This is a genomic window from Mycobacterium kyogaense (assembly GCF_036946525.1).
In the GTDB taxonomy this organism is placed as follows: Bacteria; Actinomycetota; Actinomycetes; order Mycobacteriales; family Mycobacteriaceae; genus Mycobacterium; species Mycobacterium kyogaense_A.
Map to the genome: position 1 here is coordinate 71,210 of NZ_JAQIIY010000013.1, position 25,493 is coordinate 96,702.

The following is a 25,493-nucleotide window of genomic DNA, read 5'->3' on the forward strand; positions in this document are numbered from 1 at the left end:
CGACTGACGGCGCGATCCGCCGCCAGTGACCCTAGGAGGCGGTATGGCCGGTGTCGTCGACCCGATTGCGCTCGTCGCGCCCGATGGCGCCGCGACGGCGGAAACCCGATACCGAAGACAGCTGCCTCCCGAGACCCTGTCCTGGCTCTACGAGTCGATGGTCGTCACCCGCGAGCTCGACACCGAGTTCATCAATCTGCAACGCCAGGGTGAGCTGGCCCTCTACGCGTCCTGTCGCGGGCAGGAAGCCGCGCAGATCGGCGCGACCGCGTGCCTGCGCAAGACCGACTGGTTGTTCCCGCAGTACCGCGAGCTCGGCGCGTTCCTGGTGCGGGGGATCTCCGCGCCGCAGGTCGGCGCGCTGTGGCGTGGCAGATGGCACGGCGGACTCGGCTTCACAGACAAGTGCTGCGCACCCATCTCGATTCCGATCGGTACCCAGGGCCTGCACGCCGTCGGTGCCGCGATGGCCGCCCAGCGCCTCGGTGAGGACAGTGTGACCGTCGCATTCCTCGGTGACGGCGCCACCAGCGAGGGTGATGTGCACGAGGCGCTGAACCTCGCGTCGGTGTACCGGGCGCCGTGTGTGTTCTTCGTGCAGAACAACCAGTGGGCGATCTCGGTGCCGCTGCACCGTCAGATGGCCGCGCCGTCGATCGCACAGCGCGCCGACGGGTACGGCATGCCCGGCGTGCGTGTCGACGGGAACGACGTCCTCGCCTGCTTCGCGGTGATGAGTGAAGCGGCCGCCCGCGCCCGAGCCGGTAAGGGCCCCACGCTGATCGAGGCGGTGACCTACCGGATGGGGCCGCACACCACCTCCGACGATCCGACTCGCTACCGCGACTCCGACGAGGTCGACCGCTGGCGCGCACGTGATCCCATCGCCCGGTACCGCACCTACCTCGAGGGCGAGGGCCTGTGGTCGCAGCGGTTGGACGATCGAGTCACACATCGTGCGGACCGGCTGCGCACTGAGCTGCGGGAGGCCGTGCTCGGTGAGCCCGACGCCGACATCCGGGAAGTGTTCGACACCGTCTACCACCGCATCACGCCCGATCTGGCCCGCCAGCGGGATGCGTTGCTCGCCGAACTGGCTGCCGACACTCTCGAGGAGGCCTGACATGACGCAACTGATCGAGCGGCCCTTCGGGTTCGACGACGACGTGCCCGAGGTGGAGACCTTGTCGATGGCGCAGGCCATCAACAGGGCGCTCTCGGATGCGATGGTCGCCGACGACAGGGTGCTGGTCTTCGGCGAGGACGTCGCCACGCTGGGTGGTGTCTTCCGCGTGACCGACGGGTTGGCCCAGAAGTTCGGTGACGGACGGTGTTTCGACACCCCGCTCGCTGAGTCCGCGATCGTCGGCATCGCGATCGGGATGGCGATCCGCGGCTTCGTGCCGGTGCCGGAGATCCAGTTCGACGGGTTCGCGGCGCCTGCCTTCGACCAGATCGTCAGCCATCTCGCGAAATACCGCATGCGCACCCGTGGCGATATCGACATGCCCGTGACCATCCGCATCCCGTCGTTCGGCGGAATCGGTGCGGTGGAGCATCATTCGGAGTCCACCGAGACCTACTGGCTGCACACGGCGGGGCTCAAGGTCGCGATCCCGTCCACTCCGTCGGATGCCTACTGGCTGTTGAGATACGCGATCGCCGAGCGTGATCCGGTGATCTTCCTCGAACCCAAACGTCGCTACTGGGCCAGGGAACCCGTCGACACCCGCAACCCGGCCGAACCGTTGGGGCGTGCAGCGATCCGGCGACCCGGTGAGGACGTCACCGTAATCACGTACGGCTCGCTGGTCGCGACGGCACTGACGGCAGCCGAGACATCGGATGCCAGCCTCGAAGTCATCGACCTGCGCACAGTGAACCCGGTGGACATGGACACGGTGACAGCGTCAGTGCGCAGGACCGGACGCGCCGTGGTGATGCACGAGGGCTCGCGCACACTGGGTTTCGGTGCCGAACTGGCGGCCCGCATCCAGGAGGAATGCTTCTACGAGCTGGAAGCGCCGGTGCTGCGCGCCACCGGATTCGACACGCCGTACCCGCCCGCCCGGTTGGAGCGATTGTGGTTGCCAGGCGTCGACCGGCTGCTGGACTGTGTCGACGACGCGATGAGCCGGCCATGAATGCAACACGGGACTTCCTCGTGCCCGACCTCGGCGAAGGGTTGGAGGACGCCACGATCACCGGCTGGGCCGTCGCCGTCGGCGAAGAGGTGACGCTGAACCAGACGCTGTGCACCGTCGAGACCAACAAGGCCGAAGTCGAGATCCCCAGTCCGTTCGCCGGGCGGATCGCCGAACTCGGTGGCGCCGAAGGAGAGACGCTGCGGGTCGGCTCCCTGCTGGTCCGCGTCGACACGGGCCAGCCCGCCGGAGATGCGCCGGCGCGTACGCCGGTGCTGGTCGGTTACGGCGCCGACGACGCGCTCGACGGTAGCCGCCGCCGGGCCCGCGCCAAGCCGCCGGTGCGCAAGCTGGCCGCCGACCTCGACGTCGACCTGGGTCGCGTCGACGGCTCCGGGCCCGACGGCATCGTCACGCGTGCCGATGTGCTCGCCGCGGCCGGCCCGGCGACCGATACGCCGGTGACGGGTGTGCGGCTGGCGACGGCACGACGAATGGCGCAGTCGCGCAGCGAGATTCCCGACGCGCACGCCTCGGTGGATGTCGACGGGACCGAGCTGCTGCGGCTACGGGACCACTGCCGGTCTGTCGGCGCGACATCGGTGACCCCTTTCGTGCTGGTGCTGCGGTTCACCGTGGCGGCGCTCGCCAGCCATCCCGAGCTCAACGCCACCTGGCTGGACACCGTCGACGGGCCACGCATCCACGCCCATTCAGCGGTTCACCTCGGCGTCGGGGTGGCAGCGCCGCGCGGGTTACTGGTTCCGGTGGTCAAAGACGCCCAGACCCGAACCACCCGCCAGCTCGGCGATGAGATCGGGCGGCTCGTCGCGGCGGCCCGTGAGGGCAGGCTCGCGCCGGCGCAGATGCAGGGGTCGACGTTCACCGTGTCGAACTTCGGGGCGCTGGGGCTCGACGACGGCGTGCCGGTGATCAGCCATCCCGAAGCCGCGATCCTCGGCGTCGGATCGCTGCGGCCGCGCGCAGTGGTGGTCGACGGCGAGGTGGTGGCTCGGCCGACGATGCGATTGACGTGCGCATTCGATCATCGAGTTGCCGACGGGGCTCAGGTCGGCGCGTTCCTCGGCGAGCTACGGGCGCTGATCGAGTCGCCGGCGTCGGCGCTGCTCGATCTCTAGCGGCGTTTCGCAGCGGCCAGTCGCTCGGCGAATTCGGGGGACTCGATCGAGCGTGCCTGGGGACCTATCTCGACGTCGACGGCCATGTGGTGCTGATGCATATCGGTGATGCCAGGGTTGAACGTCGCGCGCATCGACGCCTTGGTCGCGAGAACGACGTCGCGCGGCGCTGACGCCGGGCCGGCAGCCCGGGCGCGTGCGGCGGCGACGGGATCGTCGGAGACCTCGAGTGCCAGCCCCTGCCGCACGGCCGCCTCGGCGTCAAAGCGCATGCCGAAGAGGAGCGCGGCCCTGGCGGCCTGGGGCCCGATCGCGCGTTGCAGCATGAACGTCGCTCCGCCACCGGGGTGGATGCCCAGTTTCTGGAACCGAGGATCGAACATCGCCGACGTGCCGGCGATGCGCACGTCGGCGGCCAGCGCGAGGTTGAGGCCGGCCCCGACGGCGGGTCCGTTCACCGCGGCGATGGTCGGCAGACTGCATTCCGCGACGGCGAGAAACCCGTCGTAGATGACCCGGAGCCCGTCTTCGGTGGCCTTGCCCAGTGCGGTCAGATCCGCACCCGCGCAGAACGCCTTGCCCGCACCGGTCACGATCACCGCGTGTACCCCGGGGTCGGCCTCGGCGGACTCCACCGCGGTGCGCAACGCCGCCGAACTCTCGGCGGTGACCGCGTTGCGGCGGTCGGGATCATTGACCGTGATGAGGGCGACGCGGTCGGTGACCTCGGTCAGTACCAGATCGGACATCGGCTCAGCGTAGCGAGGCCGTCAGATCGTCGAACATGCGAACGGCCAGTCGAGCACCGGCGTCCACATCGCACCACCGCCGCGTCACGGGGTCGTCCGCGTCGAGCGCGTGTCTGCTGTGTTCGAGCAAGAGGTCGGCAGCCGACCGCGCTCGTGCGACGACTTGCCGGCACACCCACACCGTGGGCTCGAGAGCCGCCTGTGCGGGAGCTGACTCGGTGAGCTGGAGCTCGGCGGCGTCGATGTCCGACGCGGCCCGAGCCACCGAAGCTGCCTCGGAATCCGCCGTCGTGCCGCCGTGGTAGGCCGCGAGGTGGCTGCGCAATTGCTCGACGTGCCGGCGCAGGAGTCCCCGGGCCGATCCGGCCACGGCGGCGGCCGCTCCGGTGGCGGCGAGGACCGACCCGTCGTGTGTGGTGGCAAGGATGTGGCCGGCGTCGACAGCGACGTCGGATGCGGCCGCGTCAGCCAGCCCGGCGCCCCCGTCCCTGGCGTCGACGGTCACTCTGTCGCGGGGGATAAGGACTCGACACCCCGCACTGTGTCGGGCTGGCAGTACGAGCCAGTCCGCGTAGCGGGCTCCGACGACCGAGCTCCACCGTCCGGTCAGGCGACCGCCGGAGAGCTCACCCTCGCCGTGGTGAGCTCCCGCGACCAGGGTCGTGTTCGACCACTCGCCGGCCGCAGCGGAGGCCTCGACCGCGCCGGCGTCGAACATCGCTTCCAGCCACGCGCGCGAGCTGTCTGCGATGGCGAGTTCGTGGGTGCGGGAGACGAATTCGCGAAGCGGCATGTCCGGACCGGTCATACCAACCTTTCTCGCCGACGGGACGTGCTAAGCATGATCGTGGCACGGACAACGGTGACGTCGAGTCCGTCTGCCCGATCTGTCCTCGATTCGGTGCGGACCCTTCTTCCTGACATCGCGGCTTCTGCAGGCGATGTCGACCGGAACGGCGCGGTGGACCCGGGCGTGATCGATGCGCTGCACGACGCGGGCTATTTCGCACTTCTCCAGTCGCAGCCCGTCGACGGTGTCGACGCCGATCTCGAGGCGTATCTGTCAGCGACGCGGGAGCTTTCGGCCGCGTGCACATCGACGGGCTGGCTGGCCGGATGGCTCGGAGTGAACAGCTGGGGACTGTCGGTACGCGACCCGCGCGTCCTCGACGAGATCTGGGGAGCGGAGCCGCGGGCCCTGCTCTGCTCGTCCTACGCCCCGACGGGGCGGCTGCATCGTCGAGACGGTGGGTTCTGGCTGTCCGGTCGGTGGTCGAGATGCACCGGCGCCCGACACGCCTCCTGGCTGAGCGTCGCAGCACTGCGCGTCGGGGCCGACGGTGCTGCCCAGGACTTCATGGCCGTACTGGTGCCGAGCACCGACTACGTCGTCGAACCCACGTGGAAAGGCTTGGGTCTGAGAGGGATCGGTGCGGACGATGTCGTTGTCGCGGGTGCCTTCGTGCCGGATCATCGCGCGTTCAGCTGGCTGGACCTCGACCGTGAGGTGTCGGCGACGGCGTTGGATCGGCTCCCGCAACCCACGGTGTTCACGCTGGCCGGAACGATGCCGCTGTTGGGTGCGGCTCAGCGTGCGGTGCAGAGTGTGGGCGGGGCCGAGGGCCGTGCAGCACTGAATTCGATCGCCATGTCGGCGACGGACATCGAGCTGTCGCTGCTCCAGATCGAGCGCAATGTGGGCGATCTCGTGTGCTGCGTCGACGATGGGGGACACCCTGACACCGCCCTGGTATTGCGAACCCGACGAGATCAGGTGATGGCATGTGAACGGGCGATCCGTGCCGTGCGGGCCGTTTCGCAGGACGCGGGCCACGACGAGCGGCTCATCGAACGCCTCTGGCGCGACGTGCAGACCGCGCGCAAGCATGTGTCGAGCAACGTCGACCAGGTGCTGTCCGTGGCCGGTCGATGCGCGTTGGGGCTCAGTATCGATGACCTGATCTGGTGATTCACACCCAGTCGTCCGAGGACAGCGTCCGCAACACCCGTGACAGCATGTCGTCGGTGACAGCCGCCAGGTCTGCCTGAACACCGCTCGGGGTGACCGCGTCGCCCAGCCGGTCGGAGATCCCGCGAGCCGCGCGGGTCAGGAACGGCGCCATTCTCTTCAGTCGTTCTGCGGGGGCCGGCCCGGTCAGAGAAATGCCGGCGATCTCACCGGCCGGTGTGCGAATCGCCGCGGCGATGCTGGCCAGACCCACCACGAGTTCCTGGTCGTCGTAGGCGAGCCCGTGCCGGGCCCGGATTCGGGCCAATTCCTGATGAAGGGTGGGCAGGTCACCGATCGTGGCCGGGGTGATCTTGCGGAGCGAAGGCCCGAGGACCGAATCGATGTTCTCGGCGGCCATCATCGCCAGCGTGGCCTTGCCCAGTGCACTGGCGTGCGCGGGAGTGCGGCCGCCGACACCGATCGGGACAGCGATCCCGCTGCCGCCCGAGATCTTGTCGAGGCACGAGACCTCGGCGTCGACGAGTACGCCGAGGTGCACGACCAGCATGGTGTCGCTTTGCAGCCGTTCCAGGACGGGCGATGCGACGCGGCGCAGCTGCTGGTGATCGCCGGAGGTCGGTAACCCCGCTGCGGCAAGGCGATAACCATCGGCTCGGTGCTGCACCAGTCCGGTCGCGAGCAGTTGGGTCAGGATGCGGTGTGTCGACGAGCGGGGGAGTCCGGTCCGGGACGTGATCTGATCGAGCCGCAGCAGAGTACCTGCGTGGTCGAAGGCGTTGAGTATCAGGGAAACCCGGGCCACCATCGACGAGGATGCGCCGGCCTCCTCGACGTCTGCCTGCCCCACCTGTGCCACCGTAGCGGCGGGCGCACGCTCGCGGCATCAAATCGGCACGCGAATCAGCCCCTCCACCTGTCGGCGGAGGGGCTGATCGGGGTCTCCTCTTGGCCGGTTCAGGCCGCCGCGTCGTGGGTGTCCGAGCCCCTGTCGGCGTCGCCGTTCCCGGCAGCGCCGCGGCGCTTGCCGAACGGCTTCCTCGTGTCGAACTTCTCCGCGACGTCGGACTTCTTCACGCGGTTGCGTTTCGGTGCCCGCGTGGCCGAGTCGTCGGACGTCTCGCTCGCTTCGGTCACCTCGGTACTGGCGACCCGGGTTGTCGCGGCGCCACTGCTGTCATCGGCGGGCAGCACGGCCGGTGCCGGCTGGTTCTTGGCGCCGATGCGGTCGATGATCTCGGCCCGGACTGCGCGGCGGTACTTGGAGACCGAGAACTTCGCGTCGGTGATGCTCTCGTTGAACGCCGTCGCGATGGTGGCCAGGTCGCGGGAGGCGAACGAGTCGACGAACTCCTGGGTGCTGCTCGCGAGTTGCCGGTTCAGCGTCCGCCTCTGGCGCTGTACCTCAGCGACGAATGTCGGCTCCGGGGCGAACAGCTTGCCGTTCCAGTTGACCAGGGTCCAGCCGTCGTCGGCGTTGCCTTCGACGATCACGTACTGGGCATTGCCCAGAGGTGCGGTTCTGAGGAGATCGATCTTCTGTGCGGCCGTGAGGTTCTGGGCGTTCATCATCGTCCAGAACATGATGGCGCCGCCGTGGGAGAAGACCACCGGGTTGCGGTCGCCGTTGTCGTAGATCGTCGCGAGCGCCTGGTCGACCCGAGCGTCGAATTCGTTGCCGTCGATCGAACCGGGGATGCGTAGATTGCGATTGCCCTGGACGGCCCACGCCAGCGGGTAGAGGCCGTAGCCGCTGGACGCCTGGCTCTCCGGGGTTCCTTCGAACACACCCGCCTCGATCTCCTGCAGGCCGGGCAGAACCTGGATGGGCAGCCGCAGATCCTGCGACATGGGTGCCGCGGTGAGTTGTGTCCGCACCATCGTCGAGGCATAGATGCCGTCGTAGTTGTTGTCGGCGAGCAGAGCCGCGACGGCCTCGGCTTGCTGCTGCCCTTTGGCGGTGAGCACCGGCCCGGGCGTCGAGGTGTCGATGTTGCCGGACGCGTTGCCCGCCGACTCACCGTGCCGGATGAAGGTCACTCTCATCAATTCGGCTGCGGCGGCCGGCACGGCCGCGCCGATCAGCAAGCCGGTGACGGCCAGTGCGACTCCGAGCAGGCGCCATAGGGCGCCTCGCTGCCCGTGGGACGCGTCCGAGACAGACGCCTGTGTCATGAAGGGTTCCTCCCGCCGTTGGTCAAGGTCAGGACCACGGTGAACGGCGGGTTGACCCGGGACAAGGTCGTGTCTCACTCACCGAGACTGCGTCAGAGGCTCCGCAACAGAGCCGCGGCGCGAACATCGTCGTCGACGGTCATCGCGATGTGGACGTCGTCGCCGTCGCGAGTCCAGCCGATGGTGACCTCTTCGCCGTACTTGATCGGTTTCCGGTATTCGATGACCGCCCGGTACGGCGCTGAACACACCTCGGGTGCCAGGGCCATCACCTCGTGGATCGCATGCCAGTAGGCGGTGTTGGTGACATGCTCGAAGAGGTCGATATCGGTGCGGCGCAAGGCAAATGGCGCCGTGTTCTCGATCGTGTCCGGGTTCTTCAGCCACGGCCGCCACTTGAGGCGATGCTCGGTGGTCGTGGTGCCGAACTTCTCGAGCAGGGTGTCGGTGGCGCGTTGCGGGGTCAGGGTCTTGGCGTTCATCGCGATCCAGAAACCCTCGGTCTCGATGCGGCCGCCGTCGCTGCCGACGAGATCCACCCGCATGGTGCACCACCGCAGCGACAGCGCCGAACACCACCTGCTGAAGGTCACCTCGTTGGGAAACGCGATCGGCTCGATCACGTCGATGACGGTGCGCTGGACGAGCCAGTGCGGGTGCTCTTCCGCTTCGCCGGCGTCGACGAGGTTCTCCGCGCCCACCTCCTGGATGTAGCGGGCCACCCCGTCCAGGCGCAGGTTGAGGTCGTCACCCACATCGCCCGTCGCCACCCGCCACTCCGTCCGGTAGACGTATCCGGTGTCGGGCAGCGGGCTCAACCGACGGTCGACGTCTTCGTTGCTCATCGCCGGCCAGCCTACGGTCCGTGGTCGTCTTCGGGCAGGAGGTGGCGTTCGGGGTGGTGGTAGCCGTTCGTGCGGCGCAGGCCGGTATCGAGATCGGGCGGCGGCAGCCACTCGACCTGGCCCTTGCTGTTGATGCGGGTGGTCCAGCCGGTCTGTTCGACCATCCGATTGTCGGGCCCGCAGGCGAGGGTGAGGTTGGTGATGTCGGTGGCGCCGCCGGTCTTCCAGGCGTCGATGTGGTGGACCTGGGTCCAGTAGCCGGGCACCGTGCAGCCGGGACCGGTGCAGCCGCGGGCTACAGAGTGCAGCATGATCCGCTGCGCCGGGCTCGCGAGGCGCTTGCTGCGGCCCAGATACAGCGGCTCATTGGTGTGGCGGTCGAACACCGCCAAGTAGTGGTGAGCATGGGCGGCCATCCGGATCAGATCAGCCATCGGCAACAGGCTGCCGCCGCCGGTGACCGCCACCCCCGCACCCGTCTCCAACTCCTGCAGCGTCGTCGACACGATCACCGTCACAGGTAACCCGTTGTGAGAGCCCAACTCACCCGAGCTCAACGCCATCCGCCCGACCGCCAGCCACGCATCATGGTTGCGCTGCGCCACACTCCGGGAATCAGATCGCGCTTGCTCGGGGGCGGGTTCGCCCTCGACACAGGGCTTTTCGTCGTCGGGATTGCACATCCCCGGTGCCGCCAGCTTGGCTTGGATGGCCTCATAGCTGGCTCGGGCTTCAGGGGTGAGCCACCCGGTCAGTCGGCTCATCCCGTCGGCCTGCTGCTCACCGAGCTGGATGCCGCGGCGGCGGGCGTGGTCGGCGTCGGTGGGTTCGGGACCGTCCTGGTCGATCATCGCCGCCAACCGATCCGCGGCTTTCTTCAGATCTTCCGGCGTCAGTCCCGCGCCCAGTGACGCGAGTTGGCGGTCGGCGGCGGCGCGGGTGTCGACATCGACCCACACCGGCAACCCATCATGGAATTTCGCGATGACCGCAACGTGGTCGGCATCCAACGCCCCAGAAGCCTGCGCCGCGGCGGTCGCTTCCCACACCGGCGCCAACGGCTCCCCGGTCAGGGCTTGCCGCGGACCCAACGCCGCAGCATCGGCCAGGCGGCGTTTCGCCTCTTTATCCGAGACCCGCAAGGTGGTGGTCAGTACCTTCTTCCACGACGCTTCCCCGAGCCGCCGCGGCTCCGTCTCGGTGGTCAGCCGGTTCAGGATCTGATGCTCCAATGCCGGGACGGACCGGACGAACGCCGTGACCTCGGCCATCAGCGCCACCAGCTCGCGATGCGACAGGGAGTCGGAGGCGTCGCGCAGGATCGCCAACTGACCCCGCATCACCTCGACCGCGTCCGCCACCACATCCATATATCGAACACTAGTTCGAACGTGAGACAAGAACGACCCTCGCTGTGGCTGAACGGACCCACGGTGCGAATGAGTTCAAAGGGGTTGCGGCGGTCTGCGAATCAGTACCGTCAGCGTGACTGTCATCGTCATGTTCGGTCAGTCGTCGCGGGGCTTCTCCCACTGCATCAGATAGCGGTAGTACAGCGCGCGGCGGATCTGTACGCCCGGCAACACCTCGGCGGCGATGCGCCGGATCTCGGCCAGATTCTCGCGGGGACTCGCGACGGTCACCCCGATGTCGCGCGTCTCGCGGTGCCACCGCGACCCCACACGCACGGCCGGCAGGTACAGCGCCGACCACAGCCAGTCGGTCACGGTGGTGTTCGCGCTCAGTCCGACCACGGCGAGCTGACCGCCGGGTCGCAGCATGTCGCGGGCGGCTGCCAGAGCGGGACGCAGGTCCAGATGATGCAGGCTTGCCACGAACGTGATCAGGTCGTAGCGGGCGCCCGCCGATGCACAGTCGGCGAATGAGCCCTGGACGATCGACACCCCGTCGATGTGCGCCAGCCTCGCGCGCGCCCGTCGAATTGCCTCGGGGTCGGGATCGATACCGACAACCGATCGTGCGACGGGAGCCAGACGCTCGGCGAGCAGACCGTCACCACACCCCACGTCGAGGACGTCACGGCCGTGGGCGAACCCCAGTAGCCACGGGTGATAGGCGGTGTTGTGGTTCCAGTACTCGGTCATCCGCCTCAATCCGCGGTGCCGTCTCCATCCGAAGCGTCCCGCGAGTCAGCAGAGGTCTTCGAATCCTGCTTCGGCTCATCAGCTTTCGAGTGTTCGGCGGCGTCCTCACGCGCGGCGGCCCGGGTTCGAATCCGCTCCAGTCGACGTTCACGGCGCGTCTCCGCAGCGGTCGTCTTGTCCGCCTTGTCCGGAGTCTCGACCTCGACATCGGCCTGGACATCGACCTCGGCCTCGTCAGAGTCCTTGTCCGACAGGGCTTTCAGGCCGTCTCGGATGGCTCCCGGCACCTTGGACACGGTGTCGGCCAACTCGCCGACCGTCGGCATCAGACGGGCCGGGCGGTAGCGGCTCGGGTCGGATGGGATCGGATTGTTGTCGTAGTACGCCGAATCCACGATGACCTTCAACAACGGTTCGCTGACATCGGCGATCACGTTCCCGAAGGGCACCACGTCGCGAATCAGCCGCGCCAACGGCAGCTCTTCGGTGGTGTAGGTGACGTAGGTCGTGTTGCCGCGCGTCGTCACGTAGGCGACCACCCGGTCGCCGTCAGGAGTGTCGCACCGTGCGTCAGCGCACGGCACCGCCTCGGCACCGCTGGCCAGCACCGCGCAGGTGTTCGCGCCGCCGCACGAGACGGTCGGCCGACCCTCGTTGTCGACCGGCAGGTCGATCTGGTCCTGCTCCCGGTAACCGTAGAGGTAGGCGACCAGCGAGTTGATGTGCGCGACGAGGTTGAACAGGTCCGCCGGGGCATTCGAGTTGTAGTTGTACTGATAGGCGATGTCGACGACGGCCTTGGCTGCCGTGTCGGTGGGCGACGGGAACGGGTTCACCCCGATCAGCGAGAACCACGGGTACCGCGTACCGAAACCTCCGTCGGGTCGGGACACGTTGTTGTCGAGGACGTAGACGGTGGACGGCAGCGTCGGATCGTCGTTGCGGTCCTGCCGGGTCAGCACCAGGCTGGCGTTGGCTGCACCCCAGCCAGATGCCAGCACCGCGTTCTCTTCACCGGAGTGGGCCGCCAGCGCGGCGTCGATGGCTTTCGGACCCCCGCCGAACGGCACACCGACCAGATCGGGCCCTGGCTGGCCGCCGGGGTTGTAAGGCGCCTGGTTGAAGAGGCCGCCGAAGAAATCCTCGTTGCCGCTGCCATCGGGGTGGGTCGAGCTGCCGACCACGATGAGCGCGGTCAGGTCGACCGGTAGCGCTGGGAGGGCCTGGGGGGCGACGGCAGCGACGCCTCCGATTGTTGCCACGACGCCGACTGCGGCACTGGTCATGGCACCGGCTCTGATCCGGCCGCTCGTGCGAGATCTCTTCATTCTCCCCATTCCCCCTACGGAACGTTCAGAGGTCACCGTATCCCACACCGCATCGCCCGTGTTTGCCGGAGAACACTCGTCAGGGACATGTTCGGGCATTGGTCTCGCGGGTGTCGGCGCCGTCATCTGCCGAACGGAGTTCGCTGGTCACGCGGCGCCGCGCGCACCGCCGGTCAGGGGCGATGTCAATAGCGTTGTGGCGGAGGCGGAAAACTGTCAGGCTCGGACAATTGACGCCTTCACAAATCGGTGGCTGATTTCGCTTTGATCATGTGGCTGTCGGCGTAGTGTCTGCCCCGTTTCCGAAAGTGCGGCGGAGGTTTGGTCATGAGTGCTGCTAGCTACGTCGGTCGCGTCGGTGGTCTTGCGATCGCCCTCGGAGTGGGGACCGCGATCATCACCGGGCAAGGGATTGCGTACGCCGACGACACCGAGGCGTCGAGCTCACCACCGTCGTCGCAGTCCGCCCAGACGGACTCCGCTCGCGGCGACACCGTCACCCTCGACAAGCGGCCGCTGGGTAAGCATCGGAGCACCGAGCGCACGTCGCTGTCCGACACGGTCAAAGGCATCGCCGACCGGGTGGCCGAAGAACGTCAGAAGCGTGCCGATGCCCGGGCCGAACGCGCCGACGACGCTGACGAGTCCCCCGCGGGCGGCCCGAGCAAGCGTCAGAAGCGGAACGAAACCGTTGTGCAGCAGCAGGATTCGTCATCGTCTGCCGACGAGGTCGCGACGCCCGCCGCCGACCCCGAGCCCGCCGCCGAGCAGCCCCGCGTCCTGTCTTGGCTTCAGACCCCCCGCGCGGTCGCAGGCCGCCAGCAGGCCGACGAACCCCGGGTGCAGACCACGCTGTGGACGCCGCCCACTGAGCAGGCCCCGGCGCGCACCGTCGTATCCGGCCTGTTGTCCGCGCTCGACCGAGCATTCAGCCCGGCGTCGTCGGGCAACGGATCTGTGCCGGTCGGTGGGTCGCTGTCGGATCTGGTGCTGCTTGCCGGCGCACGCCGAGAGTCCGCGCTCGCGGCCATCGATCCCTACTCCGTCGGTGTCGTCCAAGGCGTCATCGGCGGCTGCGTCGTGGGCGCGACGTGCACCACCGCCGACGGCTCGACCTACACCGTCATCGATCGCCCGAGCAACGGCGGCAAGCTCACGCTGGACGCGACGACCGGGGCGTTCCGCTTCCTGCCCTACGCCGACGAGAACGCCACCAACGGTCCCAGCGGCACCGAGACCTTCTCGGTGCTCGTCGCCCAGAACACGAAGTTCACCACCGCGATCACCGGTCTGCCCATCATCGGCTCGAGTCTCATCACGCCGGTCGTCCAGCGGCTGCAGCAGGCTGGGGTCTTCTCCGGTCTGCTCGGTACCGCTGAGCTGCAGGACATCTCGGTCGACATCACCGCGCTGCGGGCGGGTGCGCCGATCGCCTTCACCACATTCGTGACGTCATGGGACGGCACCAAGATCAGCACCAACTTCTTCCCGGCGCTGGCCGGCTCGCCGGACCTCGGGAAGCCCGGGTACGAGACCATCTTCAACGGACCAGGGCTGGCGCAGCCGGGCGCGACCGATCCGGCCGACCCCTTCGTCTCGACGTTCCGCTCCTTGGGCTACAACGTCGTCACGTGGGACCCCCGCGGCGAATTCGCCTCCGGCGGTCTGCTGGAACTCGACAGCCCGCAGTACGAGGGTCAGGACGTCTCCGAGCTGATCAGCTGGGTGGCCACGCAGAGCGGCGTCCAGCTCGACAAGGCCGGCGATCCCACCATGGGCATGGTCGGTGTCTCCTACGGCGGTGGCATCCAATTCGTCACTGCCGCAAGCGATGACCGGGTCGACGCCATCGCGCCCGGCTGGGCGTGGAACACCCTTCCCGATTCGCTGTACCCTCACAGCGCCTTCCGCACCTCGTACGCCGGGCTGCTGCTGCTCGGGCTGATCGAGACCGGGGCGCGGATCAATCCGCAGATTTACGGCGGCATCCTCACCGGCGCCTCACTGGGCATCCTGACGCCCAGCCAGATCCAGCTGCTGCAGAACAGCGGCCCGGGACAGACAGTGCGCAACATCAAGATCCCGACCCTGATCATCCAGGGCACCGTCGACGTGCTGTTCCCGCTGCAGCAGTCGATCCTCAACATGGGCTACATGGCGAACAACCCGGACGTGAAGCTGATCTGGTACTGCGGCGGCCACGGAACCTGCCTGCCCGGACAGGGCAACGGCGACGCCGACGAGGTGTGGTTCCTGACCCAGACCGCCGTGTGGATGCAGCGCTACGTCAAGGACCTGCCCATCCCCGCCGATCCGTACGCGTTCGAGTGGACCGACCAGAACGGCGACCGCTGGGCATCGGCGACGCGGCCCACGGCGAGCAACTTCTACGACGTCGAGAGCAAGGTGCCCGCGACGATCTGGAACACCGGCAAGACGCTGCCGATCATCCCGTTCATCGGAGGATCGGGCCCGCAGCCCGAGATCCCTCTGCCCTACGGGTTGGGCGCTGGGTCCGTCGCGACGAACGCGGTCACGATCCCGCTGACCAATCCCGGGGAGGGGGAGGAGGCGAATGTCGTCGGTGCGCCACACGTGGTGATCAACTACAGCGGTCTGGGCAGCAGTCGCCACATCTACGCCCAGGTCGTCGACAAGAGCACGGGGCTCGTCGTCGGCAACATCGTCTCGCCGGTGCCGGTCACGCTCAACGGTCGCGACCAGGTGGCCGAGATCGATCTCGAGGACATCGCCTACACGATGACGTCCGACAGCGACCTGGAGCTGCAGATCTTCACCACGGCAACGCCGTTCCTGAACCTCACACAGTTCGGCTTCGTGCACATCGACAGCGTGGAGGTGACCCTGCCCACCACGTCGGCCGGCGTGAACCAGGGGCCGAACGTCGTCACGGTGTAGCGGCGAACGAGAGAAAGCGCCCCCGGCAGGGATCGAACCTGCGACCAACCGCTTAGAAGGCGGTTGCTCTATCCACTGAGCTACGGAGGCAACGCCCGAGGAGTGTATCGCGAGCAGCACCTAAAGCCGCTCCGCGTCACAGGGCAGCCGACTAGCGTGGTGGCCATGCCTAACGCGCCGGACCTGGACGCGGCTGGACTCCCGGAAGAGCTCAGCCCCCTCGACCAGATCCTGCACCGCGGCGAGGCCAACCCGCGGACCCGCTCCGGCATCCTGACCGTCGAACTGCTCGACACCACTCCCGACTGGAACACCTTTCGCGCCCGCTTCGACACCGCCTCCCGCAAAGTGCTGCGGCTGCGGCAGAAGGTCGTGATCCCGACGCTGCCGACCGCGGCGCCGCGCTGGGTCGTGGACCCGGACTTCAACCTCGATTTTCACCTCCGCAGGGTCCGCGTACCCGAGCCGGGCAGCTTCCGGCAGGTGATGGATCTGGCCGAGGTGGCCGCGCAGTCACCGCTGGACATCTCTCGCCCGCTGTGGACGGCCACGCTGGTCGAAGGGGTCCACGACGGCCAGGCCGCCTTGATGGTGCACCTCAGCCACGCCGTCACCGACGGGGTGGGCGGTGTCGAGATGTTCGCGAACCTCTACGACCTGGAACGTCACCCGCCGAAGCAACCGGTTCCGCCGCTGCCGATCCCCGCCGACCTGTCGCCGAACGACCTCATGCGCCAGGGCCTCAATCGCCTGCCCAGCACCATTGCCGGCGGGATGCGTGACGCGCTGTTCGGGGCAGCGCAGGCGGTCGGGCACGTGGTGCGTGACCCGGTGTCACGGCTGGGCAGCGTGATCGACTACGCGATGTCCGGCGCCCGGGTGATCGGCCCGGTCGCCGACCCGTCACCGCTGCTGCGCCGGCGCTCGCTGTCCAGCCGAAGCGACGCGATCGACATCGAGTTCGGCGACCTCCACCGCGCCGCCAAGGCCGCCGGCGGTTCCATCAACGATGCGTACCTCGCCGGGCTCTGTGGCGCGCTGCGCCTCTACCACCACGCCAAAGGTGTGCCTGTCGACACGCTGCCGATGGCCGTCCCGGTGAACCTGCGCTCGGAGGCCGACCCGGCAGGCGGGAACCGGTTCGCCGGGGTCAACCTCGCCGCACCGATAGGGCTCACCGATCCTGCGGTGCGCATCCGCAACATCAGGACGCAGATGACGCGCAAGCGCGACGAGCGCGCGCTCGACATGGTCGGTGCGATCGCACCCGTCGTGTCTTTGCTGCCCGACAGCGTGCTGGAGTCGATGGCCGGCTCGATCGTGAACTCCGACGTCCAGGCCAGCAACGTGCCGGTCTACGCGGGCGAGACGTTCATCGCCGGTGCCCAGGTCCTGCGGCAGTACGGACTCGGCCCGCTTCCCGGCGTCGCGATGATGGTCGTGCTGATCTCTCGCTCCGGCTACTGCACGGTCACCGCGCGCTACGACCGCGCCGCAGTCACCGACCCAGCGCTGCTGGCGCGATGTCTGCTGGCAGGCTTCGATGAAGTTCTCGCACTCGGCGGCGACGGACGTGCCCACCCGGCGACGTTCACCGCCGAGTCTCCGTCACGCTTGTCCCAGACCGCCTCGACGAAGGGAAGTGCCGCACAGTGAGCCCTGACAATCCCCAGATGCGCCTCCCGGGTTCGGTCGCCGAGATCGAAGCATCCCCGGAAGGGCCCGAGGTCGGCGCGTTCTTCGACCTCGACGGCACCCTGGTCGCCGGGTTCACCGGCGTGGTGATGACCCAGGACCGATTGCGGCGGCGGCAGATGTCGGTGGGCGAATTCATCGGCATGGTGCAGGCCGGTCTCAACCATCAGCTGGGTCGCTCGGAGTTCGAGGACCTGATCGGCAAGGGCGCCCGGATGCTGCGCGGCAATTCGGTTGAGGACATCGACGAACTGGCCGAGCGGCTGTTCGCCCAGAAGATCGTCGGCCGCGTCTATCCCGAGATGCGGCAGCTTGTGCGCGCCCACATGGCGCGCGGCCACACCGTGGTGCTCAGTTCGTCCGCGCTCACCGTCCAGGTGGAGCCCGTCGCCCGGTTCCTCGGCATCGACAACATTCTCAGCAACAAGTTCGAGACCGACGAGAACGGGTTGATCACCGGCGAAGTCGAGCGACCGATCATCTGGGGCCCAGGCAAAGCCCGTGCCGTGCAAGAGTTCGCCACCGCCAACGGCGTCGACCTGTCGAAGAGCTACTTCTACGCCGACGGCGACGAGGACGTCGCGCTGATGTACCTCGTCGGCAACCCCCGGCCCACCAACCCGGCGGGCAAGATGGCCGCGGTCGCCGCCAAGCGCGGCTGGCCCATACTGCGGTTCAGCAGCCGAAGCGGCGCCAACCCCGTCGCGCAACTGCGCACCGCGGCCGGCATCGCGTCGATGGTGCCGGTGGCCTGGGGTGCGCTGGGCGTCGGATTGGCGACCCGCAACCGGCGCACCGGCGTCAACTTCTTCACCTCGGTCTTCAGCCGGACGCTGATGACGGCGGTCGGCATCAACCTCAACGTGCTCGGTGAGGAGAACCTGACGGCTGAGCGGCCCGCGGTGTTCATCTTCAACCACCGCAACCAGGCCGATCCGATGATCGCCGGCCGGCTCGTGAGCGACAACTTCACCTCGGTGGGCAAGAAGGAGCTCGAGAACGACCCGATCGTCGGAACGATGGGCCGGATCATGGACGCCGCGTTCATCGATCGCGACGATCCGCAGAAGGCCGTCGAAGGTCTCAAGAAGGTCGAGGAACTCGCCCGCAAGGGTGTGTCCATCCTGATCGCCCCCGAGGGCACCCGGTTGGACACCTTCGAGGTGGGTGAATTCAAGAAGGGGCCGTTCCGCATCGCGATGTCGGTGGGCATCCCGATCGTGCCGATCGTGATACGCAACGCCGAGGTGATCGCGGCTCGCGACTCCAGCACCTTCAACCCGGGCACCGTGGATGTCGTTGTCTACCCGCCTATTTCGGTGGACGGCTGGACCCACGACAATCTAGAGGACCGCATCGCCGAAGTGCGCCAGCTCTACCTCGACACCCTTAAGGACTGGCCGCACGACGAACTGCCGGAGCCCGAGCTGTACCGGCGTCAGCAGAAGCCGGCGAAGAAGGCCCCGGCGAAGAAGGCGGCAGCCAAGAAAGCCCCGGCGAAGAAAGCAGCGGCCAAGAAGGCCCCGGCGAAAGCGCAACCCGCGAAGAAGTCCCCCACGGCCAAGGGCCGGCCGTGAAAGTCCGCGCCGACGACATCACCGCATTCACCGCCGTCGACGACACCCTCGTCCTCGCATCGGTGTCCTCGCCCGCAGAGGAGGAGATGCTCGCCGACTGGTTGGACGAGCAGCGAAGTGCGCACCCCGAGAGCAAGATCGAAGTCCTCAAGCTCCCCGCCGACGACGATCCGCCGCCCGGTGTGCTCGCCCGGTTGGTGGAGATGCTCGAAGCCGACGAGCACCGTTCAGTCGTGCCGGTGCGGGTGTTCTGGGTACCCGGCGGCTTGCCGACGCGCTCGAAAGTGGTGTCCTTGCTCTCGGGTCGGGACACGTACTGCCCACCAAAGGTGTTGCAGCGCAGCATCCTCAAGCGGGACCCGTCGCGTGCGCGCGTCGTCGCCGGCGAACCGGCCAAGGTTTCCGAACTGCACCAGAGCTGGAGTGACAACACCACCGCCGAAAACCCCAGGGAATTCGCTCGGTTCGTGCTGAGGCGGGCAACCCTGGCCATCGAGCGGGTAGAGCTGCGGCTGCTGGGTCCGGAGTACAAGTCGCCCCGCCTGATCAAGCCGGAAGTGCTGTCGTCGGCCCGGTTCCGGCAGGGTCTCGAGGAGATCCCCGGCGCCACCGTCGAAAAGGCCGGCGAGATGCTCGACGAGTTGGGCACCGGATGGAGCAGGTTCTCCGTCGACCTGATCCCGTCTCTGGGCCGGGCCATCTTCAGTCGCGGCTTCGACCCGAACATCGACTACGACCGCACCGAGGTCGAGGTGATGCGCCAAGCGCTCGAAGCGCATCCGGCCGTCCTGCTCTTCTCGCACCGGTCCTACCTCGACGGCGCGATCGTGCCCGTCGCGATGCAGGAGAACCGACTTCCGCCGGTGCACACGTTCGCGGGAATCAACCTGTCGTTCGGTGCGATGGGTCCGCTGATGCGCCGCTCCGGCGTGATCTTCCTGCGGCGCAAACTCGACGACCCGTTGTACAAGTACGTCCTGCGTCAGTTCGTCGGCTACATCGTCGAGAAGCGGTTCAACCTGGCCTGGGCGATCGAGGGCACCCGGTCGCGCACCGGAAAGATGTTGCCGCCCAAGCTCGGTCTCCTCGCCTACGTGGCCGATGCCTACCTCGACGGCCGCAGCGACGACATCCTGCTACAGCCCGTGTCGATCAGCTTCGACCAACTGCACGAGACCGCCGAGTACGCGTCGTATGCGCGGGGCGGGGAGAAGACACCCGAGGGTCTGTCGTGGCTGGTCAATTACATTCGCGCGCAAGGTGAACGGAACTACGGGAAGATCTACGTGCGGTTCCCGCGTGCGGTGTCCATGCGCGAGTACCTCGGCGAGCCGCACGGCCCGATGACCACCGACGAGGCAGCCAAACGCCTTGCCCTGCAGAAGATGGCCTTCGAAGTCGCCTGGCGCATCGTGCAGGTGACCCCGGTCAACGCGACCGCGCTGGTCTCGGCGCTCCTTCTGTCGACTCGGGGCGTCGCGCTCACCCTCGACCAGTTGCACCACACCCTGCAGGATTCGCTGGACTATCTCGAACGCAAGCAGACCCCGATGACCAACAGCGCGTTGCGGTTACGCACTCCCGACGGCGTGCGGGCCGCCCTGGACGCACTCTCGGGCGGGCACCCGGTGACCCGCGTGGACGGCGGCCGGGAGACGGTCTGGCACATCGCGCCGCAGGACGAGCTCGAAGCCGCGTTCTACCGCAACTCGTTGATCGACGCGTTCCTCGAGACGTCTCTGGTCGAACTCGCGTTGGCTTATGCCGGGCGCAGCGAGGGTGACCGGGTCGAGGCGTTCTGGGAACAGGTGATGCGCCTGCGTGATGTGTTGAAGTTCGACTTCTACTTCGCCGACTCCGCGGCGTTCCGCGCGCACGTCGCCGAAGAGATGTCGTGGCACGACGACTGGGAGAGCGACGTCGCCGCCGGGGGAGACCGTATCGACGCGCTGCTGCGCGCCAAGAAACCGACGATCGCGGGTCCGTTGCTCCGACCGTTCTTCGAGGCGTACCAGATCGTCGCCGACGCCTTGCTCGACGCGCCTGCCGACATCTCCGAGAAGGACCTCACCGCCAAGGCGTTGGGGCTGGGGGAGCAGTACCTGGCTCAGGGTCGGGTGCAGAGCAACGAGTCGGTGTCGGCGCTGTTGTTCACCACCGCGCGTCAGGTTGCCGCCGACAAACACCTGCTCGAACCCGCTGCCGACCTCGAGGAGCGGCGCAGAGCCTTCCGCAACGAGCTGCGCGGCATCCTGGCCGACATGAACACCGTCGACCGCTTCGCCCGCAAGCAGTTCGTAGCGAGGGAACGCAGCCGCCGCCAGCTGCGTGAGCGGGCGGTGTGACGGGTCACGTGCAGGCAGGTCATACGCTGGATGCATGACTGTCACCGGCTCCGCCGCGCCCGTCCGGGTGCGTCGCGCCTCGGTGTGGCCGCTGCTCTACGGCGTCGCGATCCTGGCGGGCCTGACCGCTGCGGCGTTGTCGGCGCTATCGCTCGCCGAGGCACTGACTGCGACGGGCCTACCTGACCCGGGTCCCGTCACCACCTACGGGTTGCCGTTCGTCAAGGCGGCCGGCGAGATCGCCGCGGTCATCGCGATCGGGTCGTTCCTGTTCGCAGCATTCCTGGTGCCGCCGCAGTCCACCGGGGTCCTCGACGTCGACGGCTACCGCGCGCTGCGCGTCGGGACCGCTGCAACAGGCATCTGGACGGTGTGCGCCGTCCTGATGGTGCCGCTGACCGTGTCCGACATCAGCGGTCAGCCGCTGATGACGCGGCTGAGCCCGGCCGACATCTGGTCGGTCGCCGACCTGATCGACATCGCCGGCGCATGGCGGTGGACCGCGCTGTTGGCCGCCGTGGTGACCGTGGTCAGCATTCCGGTGCTGCGCTGGTCGTGGACACCGGTGCTGTTCGCCGGTTCATTGGCCACCCTGCTGCCGCTGGCGCTGACCGGACACTCCTCCTCCGGCGGGTCGCACGACATCGCGACCAACAGCCTTCTGGTGCACCTGATCGCCGGCGCGGTGTGGGCCGGCGGGCTGCTGGCGCTCCTGGCGCACGCGCTGCGCGGCGGATCCGGTCGAAACGACCATCTGGCGGCGCGGCGCTTCTCGGCGGTGGCGCTGTGGTGTTTCGTCGCGATGGCGCTCAGCGGCGTCATCAACGCGCTGGTGCGGGTGACGCCCGGGGACCTGATCCACACGCGCTACGGCTGGCTGCTGCTCGCCAAACTGACCGCGCTCGTCGTCCTCGGCGTCCTCGGTTGGCAGCAGCGTCGCCGCGGGATCGTCGCGCTGGCCTCGGACCCCCCGGCGCGCGGCGCACTGATCCGGCTGGCGTTGATCGAAGCGGTGGTCTTCGGGCTGACGTTCGGAATAGCCGTCGCCCTCGGACGCACCCCTCCGCCGCCTCCCGTCGACACGAATTTGTCCATCCCGGAGGTGGAGATCGGCTACGACCTGGCTGGCCCGCCGACCGTGGCCCGGCTGCTGTTCGACTGGCGGTTCGATCTGGTCTTCGGCACCGCAGCGCTGATCCTCGCCGCGGTCTATCTGGCCGGGTACCGGCGGTTGCGCCGACGCGGCGACGCGTGGCCCGCGGGCCGTGTGGTGGCGTGGCTGCTGGGCTGCCTGCTGCTGCTGTTCACGACATCGTCCGGCCTCGGCCGCTACATGCCGGCGATGTTCAGCATGCACATGATCGCGCACATGCTGCTGTCCATGCTGGTGCCGATCCTGTTCGTGCTCGGCGCCCCGATCACGATGGCGCTGCGGGCGTTGCCGACCGCGGGACGGGACGCGCCGCCGGGACCTCGGGAGTGGTTGCTGGCGGCCCTGCATTCGCGGGTGTCCCGCCTGCTGACCAACCCGTTCGTGGCGACCGGTCTGTTCATCGTCGGGTTCTACGGGCTGTACTTCGGCGGCATCTTCGACGCCGTGGTCGGCAGTCACGCCGCGCATCTGGCGATGAACATCCACTTTCTGCTCAGCGGCTATCTGTTCTATTGGGTCGTGATCGGCGTCGATCCGACACCGCGGCCGCTACCGCCGATCGCCAAGCTCGCGATGGTGTTCGCCTCGCTTCCGCTGCACGCGTTCTTCGGCGTCGTGCTGATGGGGACCAACACCGCGGTCGGCGGCGACTTCTACCGTTCCCTGGCCCTGCCATGGCACAGCGATCTGCTCGCCGACCAGCGTCTGGGCGGGGCCATCGCCTGGGCGGCCGGTGAGGTTCCGCTCGTGGTGGTGTTGATCGCGCTGTTCGTGCAGTGGCGGCGTAGCGACGACAGGACCGCCCGCAGGCTCGACCGCGCGGCCGACCGCGACGACGACGCGGACCTGGCGGCCTACAACGCGATGCTGGCCGAGCTGGCTCGCCGCGACCGCGCCGACAGCTGACCCTCGGGCCGGATCTGTCCCCAGAGCTCGTTTCATCCACAGAGTTGTCGTGCCCGCGGCGCTCGGACGGCCGCCGTGTCGGTGCGGTGGCGGTCAATGGCGGTGTCATCGACGGCGCGGGCGCTGTGCCCGTGCCGCAGCTTTGAGAGAAAGAGAACCGCCATGTTCGAAACACCGATCACCGTCGTCGGCACCATCGTCACCAATCCTGAGCGTCGTTGGGTCGGCGACCAGGAGCTGTTCAAATTCCGCGTCGCGAGCAACTCCCGTCGGCGTACCGGCGACGGCACGTGGGAGCCGGGGAACTCGCTCTACGCGACGGTCAACTGCTGGGGGCGTCTGGTCACCGGCGTCGGCGCAGGGCTCGGGAAGGGTGACGCGGTGATCGTTGTTGGCAACGTGTACACCAGCGAATACGAAGACCGCGACGGCAACCGACGGTCGTCGCTGGAGATCAGAGCCACATCGGTGGGGCCGGATCTGGCGCGGTGCATCGCCCGCATCGACAAGCGTCGCCATTCCGAGCAGCCCGCCGACGCAGGCTCCGAGAGCAGTTCCGACACCGAGATCGGGCCGTCCACGGACGCGAGCGTCGACGGAGGTGACGGATTGGCGCTCACCGCATAGCGCGGACGCCGCCACCGTCACCCGGCATCATGGCCGCGCCTAGGATGGTCCCGGACTCTCGCAGATCGCGAAGACCCGAGAAAGGCGATATCAGAGGCATGGCCGAATTCATCTACACGATGCGGAAGGTCCGCAAGGCGCACGGCGACAAGGTCATCCTTGACGACGTCACCCTGAATTTCCTTCCGGGCGCGAAGATCGGCGTCGTCGGCCCGAACGGGGCCGGTAAGTCGAGCGTCTTGCGGATCATGGCCGGCTTGGACCAGCCCAACAACGGCGACGCGTTCCTGGCGCCGGGCGCCACCGTCGGCATCCTGATGCAGGAGCCCCAGCTCGACGAGACCAAGACCGTGCGCGAGAACGTCGAAGAGGGCGTTGCGATCAAGGGCAAGCTCAACCGGTACAACGAGGTCGCCGAGCTGATGGCGACCGACTACACCGACGAGCTCATGGACGAGATGGGCAGGCTCCAGGAGGAGCTCGACGCCGCGGACGCATGGGACATCGACAGCCAGCTCGAGCAGGCGATGGACGCGCTGCGTTGCCCGCCCGCCGACGAGCCGGTGACCCACCTCTCCGGTGGTGAGAAGCGTCGCGTCGCGCTGTGCAAGCTGCTGCTGTCCAAGCCCGACCTACTGCTGCTCGACGAGCCGACCAACCACCTCGACGCCGAGAGTGTGCTGTGGCTCGAGCAGCACCTCGCCGAATACAAGGGCGCCATCCTCGCCGTCACCCACGACCGGTACTTCCTGGACAACGTCGCCGAGTGGATCCTCGAACTCGACCGCGGCCGTGCGTACCCGTACGAGGGCAACTACTCGACGTACCTGGAGAAGAAGGCCGAGCGCATCGCCGTTCAGGGCCGCAAGGACGCCAAGCTGCAGAAGCGGCTCAAAGACGAGCTGGAGTGGGTGCGTTCGGGCGCCAAGGCCCGGCAGGCCAAGAGCAAGGCGCGTCTGGGCCGATACGAGGAGATGGTCGCCGAGGCCGAGAAGACCCGCAAGCTCGACTTCGAGGAGATCCAGATCCCCACCGGTCCTCGCCTGGGCAATGTGGTCGTAGAGGTCGAACATCTCGACAAAGGCTTCGATGGCAGGCAGCTGATCAAGGATCTGTCGTTCACCCTGCCGCGCAACGGCATCGTCGGTGTGATCGGGCCCAACGGCGTCGGTAAGACGACGCTGTTCAAAACCATCGTCGGGCTCGAGCAGCCCGACAGCGGGACCGTCAAGGTCGGTGAGACCGTCAAGCTGAGCTACGTCGACCAGAGCCGCGCCGGCATCGACCCGAAGAAGAACGTCTGGGAGGTGGTTTCCGACGGCCTGGACTACATCGAGGTCGGGCAGAACGAGATCCCGTCGCGGGCGTATGTGTCGGCGTTCGGTTTCAAGGGCCCGGACCAGCAGAAGCCCGCGGGCGTGCTCTCCGGTGGTGAACGCAACCGGTTGAATCTGGCGCTGACCCTCAAAGAGGGCGGCAACCTGATCCTGCTCGACGAGCCCACCAACGACCTCGACGTGGAAACGCTGAGCTCGCTGGAAAACGCGCTCCAGCAGTTCCCGGGCTGCGCCGTGGTCATCTCCCACGATCGCTGGTTCCTGGACCGCACCTGCACGCACATCCTGGCGTGGGAGGGCGACACCGACAACGAGGCCAAATGGTTCTGGTTCGAGGGCAACTTCGGCGGTTACGAGGAGAACAAGGTGGAGCGTCTCGGTGCGGATGCAGCGCGTCCGCACAGGGTCACCCACCGCAAGCTCACGCGAGGATAGTCTCGTTCTGCGGACCACGTGACCGGTCGCTCGTGCGGCCGGTCG

At 67.8% G+C, this 25,493-nt stretch carries 19 protein-coding genes and 1 tRNA gene; 11 read left to right on the forward strand and 9 right to left on the reverse strand.

Features of this window, described 5'->3' with window-relative positions; genetic code table 11:
• Positions 1–43: 43 nt before the first annotated feature.
• The 3 genes from pdhA to PGN37_RS11950 are packed head-to-tail and all read left to right on the forward strand — an operon-like array spanning position 44 to position 3,283.
• The gene (gene pdhA / locus PGN37_RS11940) at positions 44–1,123 is read left to right on the forward strand and encodes a pyruvate dehydrogenase (acetyl-transferring) E1 component subunit alpha (RefSeq protein ID WP_335331236.1); all 1,080 of its coding nucleotides are present in this window, start codon (positions 44–46) and stop codon (positions 1,121–1,123) included.
• 1 nt (position 1,124) lies between these two features.
• A complete protein-coding gene (locus tag PGN37_RS11945) occupies positions 1,125–2,144 on the forward strand; it encodes an alpha-ketoacid dehydrogenase subunit beta (RefSeq protein WP_335331237.1) in 1,020 nt (339 codons plus the stop codon).
• A complete protein-coding gene (locus tag PGN37_RS11950) occupies positions 2,141–3,283 on the forward strand; it encodes a dihydrolipoamide acetyltransferase family protein (protein WP_335331238.1) in 1,143 nt (380 codons plus the stop codon). The genes PGN37_RS11945 and PGN37_RS11950 overlap by 4 nt, the downstream gene beginning before the upstream one ends.
• Here PGN37_RS11950 and PGN37_RS11955 read toward each other — a convergent pair.
• On the reverse strand, positions 3,280–4,032 hold the full coding sequence (locus PGN37_RS11955; protein ID WP_335331239.1) for an enoyl-CoA hydratase: 753 nt from the start codon (positions 4,030–4,032) through the stop codon (positions 3,280–3,282). The genes PGN37_RS11950 and PGN37_RS11955 overlap by 4 nt on opposite strands.
• A gap of 4 nt (positions 4,033–4,036) precedes the next feature.
• Entirely contained in the window at positions 4,037–4,840 is an 804-nt protein-coding gene (locus PGN37_RS11960; RefSeq protein ID WP_335331240.1) for a hypothetical protein, read from the reverse strand.
• Between the two features lie 33 nt (positions 4,841–4,873).
• Here PGN37_RS11960 and PGN37_RS11965 point away from each other — a divergent pair, with 33 nt between their 5' ends.
• Positions 4,874–6,001: an acyl-CoA dehydrogenase family protein gene (locus PGN37_RS11965; protein ID WP_335331241.1), complete on the forward strand. Its 1,128-nt coding sequence runs from the start codon at positions 4,874–4,876 to the stop codon at positions 5,999–6,001.
• 1 nt (position 6,002) lies between these two features.
• Here PGN37_RS11965 and PGN37_RS11970 read toward each other — a convergent pair whose 3' ends face one another.
• From PGN37_RS11970 to PGN37_RS11995, 6 genes are all read right to left on the reverse strand, one after another.
• Entirely contained in the window at positions 6,003–6,851 is an 849-nt protein-coding gene (locus PGN37_RS11970) for an IclR family transcriptional regulator (protein WP_335331242.1), read from the reverse strand.
• 107 nt (positions 6,852–6,958) lie between these two features.
• A complete protein-coding gene (locus PGN37_RS11975) occupies positions 6,959–8,176 on the reverse strand; it encodes a histidine phosphatase family protein (protein ID WP_335331243.1) in 1,218 nt (405 codons plus the stop codon).
• Positions 8,177–8,268: 92 nt separating this feature from the next.
• Entirely contained in the window at positions 8,269–9,021 is a 753-nt protein-coding gene (locus tag PGN37_RS11980) for an acyl-[acyl-carrier-protein] thioesterase (RefSeq protein WP_335331244.1), read from the reverse strand.
• 11 nt (positions 9,022–9,032) lie between these two features.
• The gene (locus PGN37_RS11985) at positions 9,033–10,391 is read right to left on the reverse strand and encodes an HNH endonuclease signature motif containing protein (protein ID WP_335331245.1); all 1,359 of its coding nucleotides are present in this window, start codon (positions 10,389–10,391) and stop codon (positions 9,033–9,035) included.
• Positions 10,392–10,529: 138 nt separating this feature from the next.
• Complete coding sequence (locus PGN37_RS11990) at positions 10,530–11,126, reverse strand: class I SAM-dependent methyltransferase (RefSeq protein WP_335331246.1); 597 nt, start codon at positions 11,124–11,126, stop codon at positions 10,530–10,532.
• Between the two features lie 5 nt (positions 11,127–11,131).
• The gene (locus tag PGN37_RS11995; RefSeq protein WP_335331247.1) at positions 11,132–12,412 is read right to left on the reverse strand and encodes a PE-PPE domain-containing protein; all 1,281 of its coding nucleotides are present in this window, start codon (positions 12,410–12,412) and stop codon (positions 11,132–11,134) included.
• Positions 12,413–12,781: 369 nt separating this feature from the next.
• On the opposite strand from PGN37_RS11995, the gene PGN37_RS12000 reads away from it, so the two are divergent.
• Positions 12,782–15,373 (forward strand): alpha/beta hydrolase family protein, encoded by a 2,592-nt coding sequence (locus tag PGN37_RS12000; protein WP_335331248.1) that lies wholly within the window; start codon positions 12,782–12,784, stop codon positions 15,371–15,373.
• A gap of 17 nt (positions 15,374–15,390) precedes the next feature.
• Here PGN37_RS12000 and PGN37_RS12005 read toward each other — a convergent pair.
• Positions 15,391–15,463 (reverse strand) — tRNA-Arg (locus tag PGN37_RS12005).
• A gap of 75 nt (positions 15,464–15,538) precedes the next feature.
• On the opposite strand from PGN37_RS12005, the gene PGN37_RS12010 reads away from it, so the two are divergent.
• The 6 genes from PGN37_RS12010 to ettA all read left to right on the forward strand — a co-directional run bounded on the left by PGN37_RS12010 (position 15,539) and on the right by ettA (position 25,448).
• Positions 15,539–17,029, forward strand: a complete 1,491-nt coding sequence (locus PGN37_RS12010; protein WP_335331249.1) for a wax ester/triacylglycerol synthase family O-acyltransferase — start codon at positions 15,539–15,541, stop codon at positions 17,027–17,029.
• A gap of 17 nt (positions 17,030–17,046) precedes the next feature.
• Positions 17,047–18,645, forward strand: a complete 1,599-nt coding sequence (locus PGN37_RS12015; RefSeq protein WP_335331250.1) for an HAD-IB family hydrolase/lysophospholipid acyltransferase family protein — start codon at positions 17,047–17,049, stop codon at positions 18,643–18,645.
• Positions 18,642–20,990, forward strand: a complete 2,349-nt coding sequence (locus PGN37_RS12020; protein WP_335331251.1) for a glycerol-3-phosphate 1-O-acyltransferase — start codon at positions 18,642–18,644, stop codon at positions 20,988–20,990. Before PGN37_RS12015 ends, PGN37_RS12020 begins: the two co-directional genes overlap by 4 nt.
• A gap of 34 nt (positions 20,991–21,024) precedes the next feature.
• Positions 21,025–23,049, forward strand: coding sequence for a cytochrome c oxidase assembly protein (locus tag PGN37_RS12025; RefSeq protein ID WP_335331252.1), 2,025 nt, complete (start codon positions 21,025–21,027; stop codon positions 23,047–23,049).
• A gap of 162 nt (positions 23,050–23,211) precedes the next feature.
• Complete coding sequence (locus PGN37_RS12030; protein ID WP_335331253.1) at positions 23,212–23,676, forward strand: single-stranded DNA-binding protein; 465 nt, start codon at positions 23,212–23,214, stop codon at positions 23,674–23,676.
• A gap of 98 nt (positions 23,677–23,774) precedes the next feature.
• A complete protein-coding gene (gene ettA / locus PGN37_RS12035) occupies positions 23,775–25,448 on the forward strand; it encodes an energy-dependent translational throttle protein EttA (RefSeq protein WP_335331254.1) in 1,674 nt (557 codons plus the stop codon).
• Positions 25,449–25,493 lie beyond the last annotated feature (45 nt).